Source organism: Photobacterium sp. HL06 (assembly GCF_059552575.1).
Genome location: NZ_JCANWL010000003.1, coordinates 233059 through 249103, shown reverse-complemented (window position 1 = coordinate 249103; position 16045 = coordinate 233059). Strand labels below are relative to the sequence as shown.

Annotated in this window: 14 protein-coding genes and 4 pseudogenes; 13 read left to right on the top strand and 5 right to left on the bottom strand. The window is 41.7% G+C overall.

All coding sequences use genetic code 11. From position 1 onward, the window contains the following. Positions 1–72: 72 nt before the first annotated feature. Complete coding sequence (locus AC51G0_RS30990; protein ID WP_496304329.1) at positions 73–2460, bottom strand: FimV/HubP family polar landmark protein; 2388 nt, start codon at positions 2458–2460, stop codon at positions 73–75. Between the two features lie 202 nt (positions 2461–2662). On the opposite strand from AC51G0_RS30990, the pseudogene AC51G0_RS30985 reads away from it, so the two are divergent. After that, positions 2663–3269 (top strand): annotated as a pseudogene (locus AC51G0_RS30985) (IS3 family transposase); the annotation flags it as partial. Between the two features lie 232 nt (positions 3270–3501). Beyond that, positions 3502–4983: a Fic family protein gene (locus AC51G0_RS30980; protein ID WP_496304328.1), complete on the top strand. Its 1482-nt coding sequence runs from the start codon at positions 3502–3504 to the stop codon at positions 4981–4983. A gap of 86 nt (positions 4984–5069) precedes the next feature. On the opposite strand, the pseudogene AC51G0_RS30975 reads toward AC51G0_RS30980, so the two are convergent. Beyond that, a pseudogene (locus AC51G0_RS30975) lies at positions 5070–5180 on the bottom strand (IS6 family transposase); the annotation flags it as partial. Between the two features lie 86 nt (positions 5181–5266). On the opposite strand from AC51G0_RS30975, the pseudogene AC51G0_RS30970 reads away from it, so the two are divergent. The 9 genes and pseudogenes from AC51G0_RS30970 to AC51G0_RS30930 all read left to right on the top strand — a co-directional run. Then, a pseudogene (locus AC51G0_RS30970) lies at positions 5267–5750 on the top strand (IS1 family transposase); the annotation flags it as partial. Positions 5751–5920: 170 nt separating this feature from the next. Continuing rightward, entirely contained in the window at positions 5921–6118 is a 198-nt protein-coding gene (gene tnpA / locus AC51G0_RS30965) for an IS66 family insertion sequence element accessory protein TnpA (RefSeq protein ID WP_496304458.1), read from the top strand. Next, positions 6115–6471, top strand: coding sequence for an IS66 family insertion sequence element accessory protein TnpB (tnpB, locus tag AC51G0_RS30960; protein WP_496304327.1), 357 nt, complete (start codon positions 6115–6117; stop codon positions 6469–6471). The genes tnpA and tnpB overlap by 4 nt, the downstream gene beginning before the upstream one ends. A 183-nt stretch (positions 6472–6654) precedes the next feature. Continuing rightward, positions 6655–7662: an IS66 family transposase gene (gene tnpC, locus AC51G0_RS30955; RefSeq protein ID WP_496304326.1), complete on the top strand. Its 1008-nt coding sequence runs from the start codon at positions 6655–6657 to the stop codon at positions 7660–7662. After that, positions 7580–8029 carry an IS66 family transposase gene (locus tag AC51G0_RS30950; protein ID WP_496304325.1) on the top strand — a complete coding sequence of 150 codons (450 nt, stop codon included), beginning with the start codon at positions 7580–7582 and terminating at the stop codon, positions 8027–8029. The genes tnpC and AC51G0_RS30950 overlap by 83 nt, the downstream gene beginning before the upstream one ends. A gap of 25 nt (positions 8030–8054) precedes the next feature. Next, positions 8055–8174 (top strand): annotated as a pseudogene (locus AC51G0_RS30945) (IS1 family transposase); the annotation flags it as partial. Positions 8175–8886: 712 nt separating this feature from the next. Then, positions 8887–9927 (top strand): GGDEF domain-containing protein, encoded by a 1041-nt coding sequence (locus AC51G0_RS30940; RefSeq protein ID WP_496304324.1) that lies wholly within the window; start codon positions 8887–8889, stop codon positions 9925–9927. 331 nt (positions 9928–10258) lie between these two features. After that, positions 10259–10945, top strand: coding sequence for a transposase (locus AC51G0_RS30935; RefSeq protein WP_496304323.1), 687 nt, complete (start codon positions 10259–10261; stop codon positions 10943–10945). 1467 nt (positions 10946–12412) lie between these two features. After that, positions 12413–13321, top strand: coding sequence for a chemotaxis protein (locus AC51G0_RS30930; RefSeq protein WP_496304322.1), 909 nt, complete (start codon positions 12413–12415; stop codon positions 13319–13321). A gap of 124 nt (positions 13322–13445) precedes the next feature. Here the strand turns inward: AC51G0_RS30930 and AC51G0_RS30925 are convergent, their stop codons facing one another. Then, positions 13446–13616 carry a hypothetical protein gene (locus tag AC51G0_RS30925; protein ID WP_496304457.1) on the bottom strand — a complete coding sequence of 57 codons (171 nt, stop codon included), beginning with the start codon at positions 13614–13616 and terminating at the stop codon, positions 13446–13448. After that, positions 13613–13738: a hypothetical protein gene (locus AC51G0_RS30920; RefSeq protein WP_496304321.1), complete on the bottom strand. Its 126-nt coding sequence runs from the start codon at positions 13736–13738 to the stop codon at positions 13613–13615. Before AC51G0_RS30920 ends, AC51G0_RS30925 begins: the two co-directional genes overlap by 4 nt. Before the next feature lie 87 nt (positions 13739–13825). Here AC51G0_RS30920 and AC51G0_RS30915 point away from each other — a divergent pair, with 87 nt between their 5' ends. After that, positions 13826–14203: a reverse transcriptase domain-containing protein gene (locus AC51G0_RS30915; RefSeq protein ID WP_496304320.1), complete on the top strand. Its 378-nt coding sequence runs from the start codon at positions 13826–13828 to the stop codon at positions 14201–14203. A 549-nt stretch (positions 14204–14752) separates the two neighbouring features. On the opposite strand, the gene AC51G0_RS30910 is transcribed toward AC51G0_RS30915, so the two are convergent. Then, positions 14753–15319 (bottom strand): TetR/AcrR family transcriptional regulator, encoded by a 567-nt coding sequence (locus AC51G0_RS30910; protein WP_496304319.1) that lies wholly within the window; start codon positions 15317–15319, stop codon positions 14753–14755. A gap of 149 nt (positions 15320–15468) precedes the next feature. Between AC51G0_RS30910 and AC51G0_RS30905 the strand changes: the two genes are divergently transcribed. Then, a complete protein-coding gene (locus AC51G0_RS30905) occupies positions 15469–15783 on the top strand; it encodes a hypothetical protein (RefSeq protein WP_496304318.1) in 315 nt (104 codons plus the stop codon). Positions 15784–16045 lie beyond the last annotated feature (262 nt).

Genomic DNA, 16045 nt, shown 5'->3' with positions numbered 1-16045 from the left:
GCCCAATAGCTACCGGGGCGCCTAACCGTATCAAAATATCAGGTAGCTTTAGTGTTGCAACAAAGCCGTACGTTATGGAGTGGGATGGTTTATTACATTAGAACTCAGAATTTTACTGGCACCTTCATCGAGCAGTAAATACAATTCGTCAGCTTCTTCCAGTAATATTTCAGGATCAAATACATTGACATCTTCAACCTGCATATACGGTTGTTCAGACCAATTTTCACGTTTAAGTTCCGGTTCAGGTATAGAGTCAGCCCAAATCGCGCGATCTTCTTCTGATATAACAATATTGGCATCCATCTTGTCATTATAATCGATAGGCTCTTCAAGCAATAAATATTCACGTTCACTTAAGTTTAAACCTTGCTCATCGGGCAGACGTAAGCCCTCTTTAACATCAGGTTCCGATACTTGCGTTTTAGTTTCAAACATTGAGTTAGGTTCAGTCAACAAAGTCACCATGTCCAGCCCCGCAAACTCCACTAGGGTTTCATCGAACATGTCAGCTGGCACTGGCTGTGGTTGAGCTACTTGCGGTTGGACGGAGTACTGTTCTTTCAGCCCTTGTTCAAGCACATACTGTTCCAGCTTATGTTGTTCTTTAAAGGAAGCTTGCAGCGCTTCATCTTCACTGAACTCTGGCAAGGTTGCTGGATCGATGGGTGTAAACTCAAATTTCGGTACATTTAACACTTCAGGCTCAGTCGTTTTTTCTATGACAAGATCTATAACGGGCTTATCGAAGGCCGGATTGTTTACGGTTTCAAGCAGTTCATCAACATTGTGCTCTAAATCCTGAATATCATCACTCTCAGGCTCATCAAGCGAGCTATCAACATCAGCAACCAGAAAATCGATACTCTTTTTCTCTTCAGACATAAAGCCAAGCTCAGGGGGGGGGGCCACTGATTGCACATCAGGTTCATCGACGCCTATAGATTCTGTATTTTGTGCTTTTTGTTCTGAATTTAATGGTTGCTGTGTCAACTCATCATAATGTTGAGTTTCTAGTGTTTCACTGATAATAGTGTCGAAGGTTGCCGCAGGATCCTCTTGCAAGGGATAATCAATATCCATTTCATTGGCGCTGCTTTCTTTTTCGTCAACTACAGTTTCTAGGTTGTTCTTTGTACTATTTAGAACTGCACATCTTACTACATGGCGTTCTTCAAGAATATCGTCGAGCAAATTAGTATTTTTTTTATTAATCACCAGAGCATCTATGTCTTTGTTATTACCTACCATACGGCTTAGTTCATTATCGAGCTCTGTTGCAACATTTAGCTCTGACACTTCATCATCAAAAGCACTGCTAGCCTCATTAGATGAGAGAACCAGACCGTGGGCACCATTTGCTGCGTACCCTATTTTCATTCCTAAACTCGAAGCAAATAAACTATCTTCCGCATCACAAAACAAGGAGCTATCATCACTGGTAAATAAATCGTCAATGTCGTTATCTTTACTCAGTGTCAGATCCGGGGTTTCATCCCAACCAGCTTCTTTTTTCTTACGGCTAAACCTAGAAAATGTAATGGCTCCGGAAATTAGTACTAATGCCGCTAAAATCGATGGGTTAGCGATCACACTATCAACCCAGGATGGCTTTTCAATCACAGGTTGTTGCTGCCGTTTTTTTTGCTGTTCAAGGAAACCAATGATTTTACCTTGTAACTCTTTATCATCGGCAATATGACCTTTTAGTGTGGTTATCTCATGTCGTATTTTTGCCAAACGACCCCGTAGCAAGTGATTGCTTTCCAGTAACTTCGCCACCTGAATGTCATACGCATCTGGTTGCAATAATGACTCTGTTGGAATTAATTTCAACGGATTAGCCGGAATAATTCCCTTTGGTGTCGCTGTAACCTCATCTGAAATAGCCGTCCTCTCAACTGGTGTGACTGTTTCTTCATTCGATTTCTTTGGTTTTACTAACGGAGTTACAACAATCGGAGATTTCGTTTTCGCTAACTTTGGGGGTGACTGATTCACTGAAACCTTTGGAGATAGCAGTGAGGGTACGGGACTCCGACGGGTCTGACGACGTTGATCGATCTCCAAACGACGCTTAACACTCGTAATGTTTTCTCGCTGAATTTGTGCCATGGTCGGCATTCTCAGCTGGCTTCCCGGGATCAAGCCATGAATATTATTATTCTCAAACGCTCGTGTGTTAGCTCGATGAATTGCACCGATAACCTGATAAACAGAGACCGATTGATTAGGGCGATAACGGGATGAAATTGACCACAAGGTTTCATTTTTTCCGGTTGGGCCATATTGACTAACTGAACCTATGTTGGATACAGCCTCGACTTGGTTAGTATCTCTGTAGCGGTCAGAAATGGCAAAATGCTGATAATCAGCCGGTCCGGCAGTATTAGCATGAACCAGCATTGATACCAGGAAGGTTGCAGACGTGAAAATCACTGATAAAATTAAATCTTTCATTATATTTTAACACCTTGAAAGCGCTTTCTAATCAGGGTGTGAATTAAACATAAGATTGTCAAGGCTTTGTTGCAACACTAAAGTGATCCGCATCAGCAGTTTTGGACACCGAGTTAAGTGAGTAAAATCACTAGTGAGGTGAACCATGATAAACAAGAAAAAACGTATTATCCATTCCCCTGAATTTAAAGCGGAAACCCTGAAGTTGGCCGAGAATGTTGGTGTTGCTGCCGCTGCAAGACAACTCTATGCAAGTATGAAGCGGCAGATCTTGGTAGCAAAAGCTGCCCGTAAATTAAAGTGCACAACGGACAGCAACCATAAAATGTCTGTTGCCCCTAATTTGCTGGCTCAGGACTTTACTGCTAGCGCTCCGAACCAGAAGTGGGCGGGTGATATCACCTGCATCGCGACAAGTGATTGGCTGGTCGATGGGAAAGCGGATGACAGCGACTCTGGTTTGTGATGCTCTGTCGATGGCCTTATTCCGTCGCAGGTTCCCAGAGGATGTCATTATTCACAGTGACCGAGGTAGCCAATATTTCTCAAAGGATTACCGAAAACTCATAACAGCCTATAAGTTACAGCAAAGTATGAGTCGGAAAGGAAATTGCTGGGACAACGCTTGTGTTGAAAGCTTCTTCCACCCAATGAAAGTTGAAGCTACCCAATATGAGTCGATCATGACGAGGGATGCAATGCGTCAAGCGCTCTTTGAATATATCGAGGTTGATTATAATCGTATGAGAAGGCACAGTGCTCTTGGGTATTTAAGTCCTGTTAACTTTGAACAACAAAATGTCGCTTAATCGCGTGTCCAGTCTTGCTGGAGCAGATCAGATGTCTGAACCGACCAGCCACCACTATCGAGCTCCTCCTAGAGGAAGCAAAACACTATATTACTATCAAAAACACTAAATTCACTAATGTTAAGTTATGTTTTACTATATTCGTGGGTATAAAATTAATGTTTTGACTGTTTGAAGTACTAGAAATTAGTATAATTTCAGAAAATATAATGAAATCTGCTAGGGCGGTGCGATGAAAGAGAATCCGATTGGTTATGAGTGGTTGCGCGAACACTATAAGTTAGCTGTTGTAGAGCTACATCTGAAATCGTACACCGGCGGGTTGATAGGAACACGCGGTGCAGATATTCGCATAACTCACAATACCGTATTGCAAAACTTCAAAGTTGAAAGACCTAAAGATGAGTCTCCAGCTTTACATGCGTTTTTTGCACTTAAGAAAGAAGGAGTCTCAACTACCTACTTTCGAGCATTGAGCAACATTGATGACTTCAGGAAGAGCGTAGAGCAAGCTGTTAACGAAAAGCCCACCTCGAAATGGCTCCGTATCATTTGGTTCTTATGTGAGTGGTTATCTGGTCAACAACTTAATTTGGAAGACTGTAAACCTGTTCCATATGTTGAAATTTTAAATGACGACGAATACTACACTTGCCCTTCTGTTAACAGCACTCGTCATCGCCTTAAAAACAACATCATAGGTACAAGTAACTACACTGTGATCGTTCGTAAAACTCCGGAGCTAATCGCGACAACTCCAGAGTTACTGATTGAAAAAACGAATGCAGTAATTAACACATGGGATGCAGAAACCATAGCTCGAGCCTCTCGATACCTTGTTTCTCGAGAGACGCGAGCCTCAGGCGAGATTGAAAAAGAGTCATTCTCCAAAAGTAAGTTTATTCGATTTAATGAAGCGTTGTTGCGAGCAGGTAAGTCATCTCTTACGAAAGATAATTTAGTGGCTATGCAAGCCATTATTAAAGAACGTCGACCTGAAACAAACTATCGATTAGAGCAAAATTGGATCGGAGGCAGTCAGGCAAGTGTTGAATTACCAACAGCTCGTCCAGAATTTGTACAAGATTTGATGGATGGTTGGTTTGAGATATATGGTCGCATATCCGAATCAGATTTACCTGCAACTGTCCAAGCTGGAATTTTAAGTTCTTCGTTCGTCTATATACACCCATTCATGGATGGTAACGGCCGCTTGTCTCGCTACATCATTCAAGAATCGTTAGCCAGAAACAAAATTTTACCAGAAGGTTTGGTTTTACCTGTTTCAAATGGCATTCTTACTGAGATCAGTAGCTATTACGACACCTTAAACCTAATCTCATCAAAAATTGAAAGTATTACTGAGTACATAATTGAAAATCATCAGTTGTATATAGAAACTGATAATATGGACTTCTTTCGAGATCTTGATGTTACAGAGTACACCGCCTGGCTTACCAACATTATCAATCGTGTCACAACTGACATACTGCCTAAAGAGATCGACACACTCCAACTAGCAGACAAGTTATACAAATGTCTTGATGAAGACCTTGATTTAAGCTCGAATGAGTTGCGGTCAATAGTCACATTCATTTTCCAAAATAACGGTGTATTAAGCAAACGAAAAGGTAAGAAGCTCGAGTTAACAAGTGATGAGATAGAATGCATTAATGAAATCGCTGAAGAGGTTCTTGATGAGAGTTCGAAATAATTCAATCAAGTTGGAACATTAAAGCCGAAAAAGGGGGGTTGCAACCAATCAGAGAATGCAGAACTACCCAGTAATGGGCTTAACGATTACTGGTAAACCACCTCAACATTGAATAGACGATTCATGAAGACGGATCTTTCCCGCACAAGGGTTTTACGTTCATCATGACGTAATCAGAAATCACACTGGCCTTTGTTGGTTTTGTCGCAAGCTGGAGTGGTAAGTTATGATCTCCATCAACACTCATCACTTCCAACATTATGACCATTAAATTCACAGGCCGTCATTCCAACTTGAATACACCTACAATGCCTATCATCCTGGTGTGAAAAAACAAATTGTAGATATGGCCATGAACAACGCTGGGCTACGTGATACTGCCAGAGTACTTAAAGTTGGATTTAATACCGTTCTGAGAACACTAAAAAACTCCAACCAAGACAAGTAACTTCAGTCCCATTCGATAATGCTGAAATCGAGCTTATCTGTGAAGTCGATGAGCAATGGTCATTTGTTCAGAACAAAAAGAACCAACGTTGGCTTTGGTATGCTTGGGAGCCAAGGTTTAAGAGGATCATCCCCATACTTTTGGACGTCGCAGTGAAGAAACATTTAAGGCTCTATTGAAGCTCCTTAAACCATTTTCAATCAATTTCTTCTGTACTGATGACTTCAGAGTTTACTCATCAAACCTTCCAGCAGAAAAGCACATTACAGGGAAGCGATTTACCCAACGTATAGAACGGCAGAACCTCACATTGGTAAGCGCCCATTTCCACCCGCATTCTCTTTAAGATAAAAGCTTGATATTGATATAGCTCCTCAACAATGGAGCTAAATCATGACACGCGAAGACAAGTGGAACTTATGGAATGAACGCTTGCAACAACAGGCTGAAAGCGGACAGACAGTAACAATCTGGTGCGAGGAAAATTAGATTGCTCAATCGCAATTTTATTACTGGCAAAAGAAAATCACTAATCCGCCACAAGAAGCCGATAATGTCATCATTCCTATTTCAATGTCGTCACCTTCTGTTGCTGTTGTCATCGAGACGCCAAGTGGTTACCGGATCTCCGTCAATGACACATCGGCAATGGCACTTTTGCCGCAAATTATGAAAGCCTTACCATGATCCCGGCACCCTCTGGTAACGTCTATCTGGCGACGGGAGTGACCGACATGCGTAAGTCGATTAATACGCTCGGCTTACTGGTTGAAGACGTCTTAGAACTCAACCCGGTAAGCCCTCATTGGTTTGTGTTCTGCAACCGCAATCGTGACAAACTCAAAATCTTGCAGTGGGATACCAACGGATTTTGGCTTCATTACCGCCGCCTAGAGAAAGGAAAATTCAGTTGGCCCAGACACCCGCAAGATACCATGGCGATGGAAATTACTGCTCGCCAGCTACGGTGGTTACTCGATGGCTTGAACTGGCAAAATGCAGTGGCACACCAACCATTATCAAGCCTAAAAATGTCATAAAAACAGCCAATTTAATTGGTTAAGGTGCTGTTTTACTATACTTTTTGTATGCAAAAGGAACTTGAAAAGCCCACGGGCATCACCCCAGAAATCCAAGCCTACATCGATAGTTTGGTTCAAAACTACGAAACCCGCATTGCTGAAATGTGGGAGTAATTTTGGCTGACTCAAGCCAAGCGTTTCTTGCCACAAAGCGAGAAGTTCCCAGCTCAAGGCTGTCTGTTCAACGAAGCGGAATCGCTGATAGATAACGAGCAACTTGACGATAAGCCGGAAATGGAAACCGTCACCTACACGCGTAAACGCGGTCGCAAGTCCATTAACCCAGATTTACCACGAGAGGTTATCGAATACGATTTACTTGAGGATGAGAAAACCTGCCCATGCTGCCAGGGTGAACTTCATAGCATCGGTGTCGAGACCTCAGAGCAACTCGACATCATCCCCAAGCAAGTGAAAGTTCTGCGCCACGAACGTAAGAAATATGCGTGCCGTCACTGTGAAAATCTCGGGGAAGGCAGCAAAATTATCACCGCGACCATGCCTCGACAACCCCTTCCCGGCAGTATCGCCACGGCGGGAACCTTAGCAACCGTCGCGGTCAGTAAGTATGCTGATGGTCTGCCGCTGTATCGTATTGAAAAAGAGCTGGCACGTGTGGGCGTTGATATCCAACGTACAACATTGGCAAACTGGATGATAAAGACCGCCAAACTGCTCTCACCGATTTACAAAGCTATGCACAAAACGCTGCACAAAGAGCCGGTTGTTCATGGTGACGAGACAACACTTCAAGTCCTGAAAGAGCCAGGGAAAAAAGCCCAAAGTAAATCTTATCTTTGGGCATATTCCAGCCCAGAGCAGAGTCAAACACCGGTGGTACTGTTCGAGTACCAACCGGGCCGTGCGCATACTTATCCCAAAAAGTTTCTTGAGGGGTATGATGGTACTGTCATGACCGATGGCTATGCCGCGTGGCGCATGCTTGATAAGGTGACACACCTTGGATGTTGGGCGCATGCCGGGCGTAAGTTCAATGATGCTCTCAACTTAAGTCCCAAGAAGGCGGGTCGCCCTAAACAAGCGCTGAGTTATATCCAAAAGCTGTATGGCATCGAAAAAAAGGCTGAAAGACAAGCCATCGTCAGAAAAATACACGGTACGTCAAAAAGAAAGTATCCCCATACTTAATGCGTTCAAAGCCTGGCTTGAAAAAGCCGCTTCACAACTACTTCCTGAAAGTCCGATGGGAAAAGCTGTCAGTTATACGCTTAAGCAATGGTGTTACCTTGAAAAGTATGTCGATGATGGTGCTTACCCGATAGATAACAATCGTGTTGAGCGAGATATCCGTCCGGTTGCGACCGGTCGAAAAGCCTGGTTGTTCGCGGATACCCAAAGTGGGGCGAATGCGAGTGCGACCTTGTTCAGTATTATGCTGAGTTGCCGGGCAAATGGCGTTGAACCCTACGCCTATCTGCGCCATGTACTGACAGAACTACCACAGCGAGAAGAAGGCAATGATCTCTTGCCCTATAGCAATACGCCCGTTCAATAGCTAGATGGGTGAAAACACCCGCTTACTCACATTGAGAACGCGATTAAAGCGGCTCAATCGCAAAACCATTGGTTTCTCTAAATCAGAAGATATGCATGACAAGGTAATAGGCACATTCATTGAACGTGAGTTCTACAGATGCTAGCTCAACAAGTTGGCGTCACGACCCGAAATATTAACCATTTTACAATATTGGTATTAGCAAGCGCTCCATAGAAAGCTTCATCATCAGGCGATATATATCTTGAGCACTGGTTATCAATAGTGTCGCTCAAAGAGCAAACCCAATTTTAAAGCTCTTCAATACGGCCAGTATTTTAACCATTACTGGACTATTATCACAGATTTTCCCCTAATGGTCTCTATTTTTACAAAAAAAACTGGTAATTTAAATTGTGACAATATAGCTTCTATATTAGTAGTGCCACGCTAGCAGCAAAGTAACTTCTGCTTACTTATTGTCATTATTTGCTTTAACAAAACTGAATAACAATTTGCACGAACCCACTCATATATCGTTCAATTGTTTTTTCAACAGTGAAACATTCTAGCTTCTTGATTGTTTCTGTTTACTTATAACAATGAACAGTCATAAACAAACAGAATATAACATATGGTATATGTCTGACTAATTATTGGTGAAGAAAAGTTAAACCTTGTTCGAGTTCCTACTCATACACAAAGAGGGAATGAAAGTTCTGTACATTTTTATATCCCCATGATTACAATTGTGGATTACGTAACGTTCGAGATATTAATTAGTATGAACGTCAGCATTTTGGTGCGTGATGATGACCTTTTGTATGTAATGTTGTATGTTATTCATAACGTCAATAGATACTTATGAGACTGCTAAGTTGTTAAAACGTGAAATGGAAAAATGGCTCAATCAAAGTCATTCAAATAAAGGGTTCAGGGATAACTCTTTCGTATTTATTTCACTGACAGTTTTGACAGTGACACTCTCATTTTTTCTTTACTACAACATTTATGTTGTCCCTATACCTATACTTGTTTTAATCCACTCTGTTGGCATTTTATCCTGTTTAGTTGGTTATTTTTTTCTAATGAACAGTAGAAATCCTTGTGCTGCGGCCATTATTATGGTCTCTGTGATGTCTGTTATATCTTTGCTGTTTATTAGTGGTACAGAAAACCGTGAATTTGCCTTGGCTTTCGTTTTTTTAACCCCGGTAATTTCTGTTTTTGTTCTTGGCTTTAAAATAGGCTCACTTTTTAGTGTAATCAATATTGTCTCTGTTGCATATTATTGTTTAATGAATATGCACAGCTGGAAACCAGCTCCGTTTGAAACTATTAGCTTAATACATATAACCATAATCTATATGTTTATATTTTTAGTATCGTTTTTCTACGATGTCGACCGGAGGCGAACTCTGAAGCAATTAAAAGAGTCTAATAAACAGTTAAGAGTTCTCTCAACTACAGATACACTTACCTTGTTATCAAATCGTAGACATATAGAAAATTTACTACTTAACTCAGACAAAGTTAAATGGGTAGTACTGATCGATGTTGATGATTTTAAAAGTATAAATGATAACTTTGGGCACAATGTTGGAGATCAAGTGCTAATTACCATAGCCCAAATATTAAAAGACTCTGTTGATAATGACGGGTTGGTAGGGCGTTGGGGGGGGGAAGAGTTTATGATTGCGTGTTACTTATTTGATTTTGATATGGTTCAGAGGAAAATCAGTGAGTTTCAAAAAAAAATAGAGAACTATGACTTCGGGTTAAATCGAAAGGTTACAGTTAGTTGTGGTGGAGCGCTTCATCAGAAAGACGCACACAAAATGTCATTTCAGAAGGCAGATAAAGCGCTGTATCAGGCTAAAACATCAGGAAAGAATTGCTATAAATTAGAGACTTCATAACTAAATGGCGTTGTTGAAGCGCTCAGATAATACTCAATAATGGCATTGGTCCAGTATTCCGTTATCATGGCCAGCCTATTGAAACTGGTTGGTCTGATAACAAGTGCCTTACAAATATAACCACGCCAAACGCCATCATTTTAAGAAGCATACCTACCGGATGACCAACTATTCAGAATACAACCAGGCCCTGAAAAATCGAGGAAGAATCGATGTCTGGCTGTCCGATGACATCCTCGACAACTGACAACATGAAGACCGGATCTACGATGGTACAGGATCTTCTGTTAAGTATCCTGACAGCACTATCGAAGCCTGTCATTACCTGAGAATGGTGTTTAAGTTGCCCCTGCGGCAAACGCAGGGGTTCATCGAGAATCTGCTAGAAATGTTGGGCATGAAGCACCTTCAATGCCCGGATTATACCTTGCAGTCAAAGCGGCTCAGTCAGCTTGGCTTTTCAACGCCACGATTTAAAAAGAATGAAAAACTCGATGACAGCATCGTGGCCATCGCCATTGACTCCACGGGATTGAAGCGGTTTGGTAAGGATGAATGGCACCAGAAAAAACATAAGGTTAATGCCAAGCGTAGCTGGCGAAAAGCGCATTTTGCGGTCGATAGCTGCCATCTTATTCAAAGCGCCGTATTAACGGACAAAAACACTATGGATGATCAGGTTGGCGAAGACATTTGCGACCAAATCACAGAGCGTGTCATGCATGTCACGGCAGATAAGATGTATGATACCAATGCGGTGTTTCAGACGGTTGAAGATCACTTTCCGGACACCGATATCGTGATCCCGCCGAAAGACAATACCTTTACCGACGAGGTCCATCACCCGAAGAGGATGAGCAACCTGGTTGCGTTCTTTGCCCTGGGAGATATCGGGTGGAAAAGCATCGGCACTACGGTCGGCGAAATGTTTCAGAAACGGCGATGCAACGGTATAAAAAGATCATTGGCAATAAATTACACAGTAGAAAGTGTACCAATCAGCGCCAGGAAATGTTAGTCGGTTGTTCCATTCTAAATCGATTCACCCTGCTCGGGATGCCCAATAGCTACCGAGTCGCCTAACCGTATCAAAAGACCACGTAGCTTTAGTGCTGCAACATAGCCCCATGATAACGGAATACTGGACCAATGCCATTATTGAGTATTAACTGAGCGCTTCAACAACGCCTTGTCTAACTGATAACCGTCAATATAGTACTCATCAAACCATGCCTTAAACTCGCTCAATCTATGCCAACATGGATCCATTGAATAACCCATATTCACATGTTTTTGTTGGTGTTTTTTTCTCTATAACAACGCTCTATCATACTTCGCCATGATAGATAAAATCTTTTTTTCAGATACTTGCCTTCGGAGTTTTGATAACTACACTGGCCTCTCATATCATTAATTCCGATACCAAGTACTAAATTAATCATGGCTAAGTTTCCTTCTGACCCTCTTTTCGCTCATATCATCAACAGTGCATGAAACTTGTTATCTTGCCTGCTTACGTACTACCTTTTCAGTCAAACCATTATCTTTCAGTTCTTGAAAGAACGATCTGCCGTATTTAAGGTGCTCACATAGCAATATAATGAAGTCATCTTCCATCAGCACCTCAGACTCACATGGTCATTAAGAAGCAAGAGGCTCCCTTCCTAATTGCGAGCAGCGTCGCATTTATTATCATTTGTTTACAACCACAATGAAAGCGCTTTCTTGCTGACGGTGTATAAAGATAGTGTTCAAATGAATACGCCACAACTTTTGTGTCTATTTTTCAATACCCTAAGTTACAGTAACGTTTGGTTTACAGTATCTGAAATGCGGGGTAGATAAGTTCTTTAAAGAGGCAATCTTATTAACAAAAAGAGTCAAAATAGATTGAATTAGCTAACTTGCAAACAATATGTAACAATAGTATAAGAAAGCGCTTTCACAGCGCGAAGTATAGCAAGATAAATCGGTATTCATCTTGTTTCTGGTTGTCGAATAATTGGAGTTGGAGCGCTAAGTAGTTACATTCTCTATGTCAGAACAACAACTACTGTGTGTTTAGTGCTTGTATTGTCAAATCAATACAGAACGGACGTGATAATGTACAGCACAGAGACGAGAAAGACGGCCCTGATACGACTGACACTTAGCGATGTTAACATATTGAAGAAACCATTTTACTCATATACCATCCATGTTAAGAAAATACGCACTCTTTGTTCAAAAACACACAAATGCACACAGGTGCATAACTTCACTTCTAATATTACTCATAATAACAAGTGCCTTTTTACTACTGTCTGAAGAAAAACTAATATTCTCACTTGGTTTAGTCCTACCAATATTCCCACTCATCTTTGTCGCAAAAGCTTCTGATTACAGAAAAAAGTACCTTCATGGCTAGCCTCAAAATTAAGCTTACAAAACTTGTTTAATCTCATGAGCATGATAATGCCATGATCAAAATATCTAGGATATGTTAATGAAAAGCAAAGCGAATCAGTCCCAAGGGATGCTTCTGTTTAAGTTGTCACTTCAGCAACAGAGTTTTGCTATTGGAACGCTCAAAGTGCGTGAAATCGTACCTTACATGCCAACCACGCAAATTCCATATTCTCACCATCATGTTATTGGCGTAGTTACGTTTCGTGATTTAACAGTCCCTGTTATTGACATGGCGGCGACGATTGGATTTAGACCGATAGCTGAAGAAGAGTATGAAAGCTGTTACCTTATCGTAACTGACTGCCTGCGCACCGTGGTCGCCTTTATGGTTCGCACCATAGATAGAATCATTGAATGTGACTGGCATTCAATTGAAGCATCACCAGAAACAGCGGGGAGAAATGTATTTGTTACAGGTATCACTCGTCATGAAGACGACATTGTGCAGATGTTAGATGTCGAGTTACTCCTTTCTAAGATTTACCCTCAAGCTGCATCAGCCAAATTCCCTATTCTTACAGACGTAGAGCGCGAGTGTTTAAAACCATTGAATATTTTGTTGGTTGATGATTCCAGCGTTGCTAGAAAACAACTCTCTGATGCATTAGATAGTATTAACATCCCATATTCGGTCTGTAAAAACGGGCTAGATGCACTGGAAACAATGCGGAATTTTACCGCTGAAGGAAAACCTGTCGATATTTTAGTTAGTGACATAGAAATGCCAGGGCTAGATGGATATGAGCTAGCGTTTGAAGTACAAAATGACTCCAATCTTAGCCATGCCTACCGAATCCTACATACCTCATTATCCAGCGAAATGAGTGCTGACAAAGCCCATCAAGTAGGGGCGCATGAAGCATTGACTAAGTTCGATGCAACTCAACTAGTGCAGGCAATGCTACGCGGTGCTGAGAAAATTCAATCAGTACAACTAAGCAACTAAACAACTAAATTATTTCAAGTTCCTTAATGCAAAAACAGCCCTGAGCAGATGCCCAGGGCCGTTACCTGTTCCGTAATATCCTGTGTTCCAAGCAGGATTTAACCAAGCTTCATTCGCCGCTTGGTTAAACTAACCTTAGGGTTGGCCTAGACATATTACGCGTGCAGTAACGCCATAGATTGGCTTTAATGCCATTAGGGAAATGCAAAGCGACAGTATCAGTGCCTATATCATCATTAATCACAATGGAGTGCGCGTGTTGCGATTCGTCATTTTGCTCTGTTAGCTTCTTCAGCCAGTAATGAAAAGTCGGATAGCTAAGGTCGTTCGCCTTGAAAAAACAGGAATAGAAAGTCCGCTTATTGTTTGCTTTTCAATGACGCTTGTCCAATATTGCCGTTTTTCAGGTTGGTTCATAGTTCCTCCTTTGTTGTTGAGAAACTATGAACGAGATCTAGTGATAGGGATATGTGGGTTTAATTCGACGCTTAGTACGCTAGGCAAATGTTGAAACTGATCATTAAGTGGCTGAAAGTAGGCTTCTTGAATGAAGACGGGCAACGAGTCAGGTCGCAAATAGGTACACCCCAAGGCGCAGTGATCTCACCGCTACTTGCAAATATTTATCTGCACTATTCATTTGACCTGTGGGTAAATCAACAAAGAAACAGAGTGGCTGCTGGTGATGTCACTGTTGTTCGTTTTGCTGACGATGCGGTATTAGGTTTCCAATATAGGAGTGATGCAGAAGCTTTTCTGGCGGGTATGATAAGTAGACTTGAGAAGTTTGGCCTAACTGTCCACCCAGAAAAGACAAAGGTTTTGCTTTCGAAGACTACCAACGAGGTAAGTCCCGCAAACCTAAAACGTTTGATTTTCTAGGCTTTACCCATTATTGGGATCTTACTAGAAACCGTAAGAGCATAATTTTAAAGCGGAAAACCATTAAGAAAAGACTATTAAGTAAATTGAAATGGATCAGAGCAGAGTTGCGTAAGAGGCTTCATGATAAGCCATACAACGTTGGTAGATGGCTGAGGAGAATCATCCAAGGGCACTTTAACTACTACGGTGTACCAATGAACTCAAAATCACTTAATACCTTCGTTAAAGAAGTCACGGATGCGTGGCTAAAACAACTTCGGAGACGAAGTCAAAGACACGCAATGACATGGCAAAAGTTTCGACGCTTGGTTAATTATTGGATCCTGAAAGTTCAAATTACACACCCTTATCCAGAGAAACGTTTTGACGCTCGACCCAAGGTAGGAGCCGTATGCGTTAGTAGCGCACGTACGGATCTGTGCGGGGGGTAACCGCTATTCCTACCGCGACCTGATCAAAACATCAATGAAAGAAATGATGGTCACTAACCATCGTGGCTGAAACAATCGACGACACATCAAATAATGCATCAGTAAGCGGCTTTCCTTATAAGGCGATTTCCAACTGCTCAAAGTACATCTGCTGGGCAAGATCAATGAGTGAACGATCAGAATTCACCAGGAGCGAAGCCAATAGTCCATTGAAGACCAGCTCAGCCCTTTTTGCTTTTTCCTTTGCATTGATAATATCATGTGCGAGCAACAGCTCCGCGATCATCTGAGTCCGTTCAATCTTGTATTGAGAACAAACCCCAGTAATAGCTGGCTCCTCATTACAATATTCATTATGTGCTTTTTGAAAGTAGCAACCTTGAAACTCCTGGCTATCAAATGACTCTTTTAGCATAACAAATCGGGCTGACAGTTTTTCTTGTAATGATAAAGCTGGATCCTGGAACAATGTTGTTAATACTTCAGTCGATTGCTGGCGATAAAACTCCAAGGCTTCAGCTATGAGCTTTTCTTTGGAATCAAAATGCCGATAAATCGTCGCTTTAGACATCCCTGTTGCCGCAGTAATGGAGTCCATACTGGTACCGTGAAAGCTGTGTTTCAGACACAAAGCTAATGTCGCATCAATGGCTTTTTGCCTATTAACCTCTTTACGGCTCATGTTAGCCCCCTGACTTAAGTATTACCCTTCCTCAATAATAATCGAAACTAATTAGTTTTAAAAGCTTGACAGCGCCAGTTTGGCTGCTATCATTCAAAATATCAAAACGAAACAGTTTCGTTCAGTTGGCGCAAAAAAAGGATATTCTCATGATGATTAAGACTATTGCTCTATCCACACTGCTTCTTGCTTCTCTGTCTGCAATGGCTGGCGTTCAACTAAAATTGATCGACTCGGCAAATGGAGTGTATGTTAAAGCGACCGAGCTCTCACGCCCTGTGTCAGGCCTCGATATTAAGGTTAAAAATGTACCACAGCTCAATGGGGCATCATTTACTACAGACAAACGTGGTCGTGTTTTCATTCCACTGTCACTCAACGCAAGCCGTAGTGTAAAAGTTGAAGCCATTGATATGGGCGAAAAGATTGCATCGCGAAATATTTTCCTTTCACATAGCCACTAGAAAAACCAACTTTTTGAGCTGGGCATAAAGGTCAAGTTTTTCCGATGAAGTCTGGCTTTCCTACACAAATCCTTCGATGAAAATCGAGGGATTTTTTGAACCTTTGCCCGCCTGATTGATCATTAATAAGAAATGGCGAATGGTTATGTCGCAAACTGAAGTACTGAGTTATGATCTCCATCAATATAACGGTGGTCTGACGCCAAATGAGTCAGAACGATTGTTCTGGAATGACTTTTAATCCGTGGCTAATTTAACTTGA

Coding starts and splice junctions, on each gene's coding strand:
- AC51G0_RS30990 (WP_496304329.1), bottom strand. CDS start 2,460: ATGAAAGATTTAATTTTATCAGTGATTTTCACGTCTGCAACCTTCCTG.
- AC51G0_RS30980 (WP_496304328.1), top strand. CDS start 3,502: ATGAAAGAGAATCCGATTGGTTATGAGTGGTTGCGCGAACACTATAAG.
- tnpB (WP_496304327.1), top strand. CDS start 6,115: ATGATCCCGGCACCCTCTGGTAACGTCTATCTGGCGACGGGAGTGACC.
- AC51G0_RS30950 (WP_496304325.1), top strand. CDS start 7,580: ATGGCATCGAAAAAAAGGCTGAAAGACAAGCCATCGTCAGAAAAATAC.
- AC51G0_RS30935 (WP_496304323.1), top strand. CDS start 10,259: ATGGTGTTTAAGTTGCCCCTGCGGCAAACGCAGGGGTTCATCGAGAAT.
- AC51G0_RS30930 (WP_496304322.1), top strand. CDS start 12,413: ATGAAAAGCAAAGCGAATCAGTCCCAAGGGATGCTTCTGTTTAAGTTG.
- AC51G0_RS30920 (WP_496304321.1), bottom strand. CDS start 13,738: ATGAACCAACCTGAAAAACGGCAATATTGGACAAGCGTCATTGAAAAG.
- AC51G0_RS30915 (WP_496304320.1), top strand. CDS start 13,826: ATGTTGAAACTGATCATTAAGTGGCTGAAAGTAGGCTTCTTGAATGAA.
- AC51G0_RS30910 (WP_496304319.1), bottom strand. CDS start 15,319: ATGAGCCGTAAAGAGGTTAATAGGCAAAAAGCCATTGATGCGACATTA.
- AC51G0_RS30905 (WP_496304318.1), top strand. CDS start 15,469: ATGATGATTAAGACTATTGCTCTATCCACACTGCTTCTTGCTTCTCTG.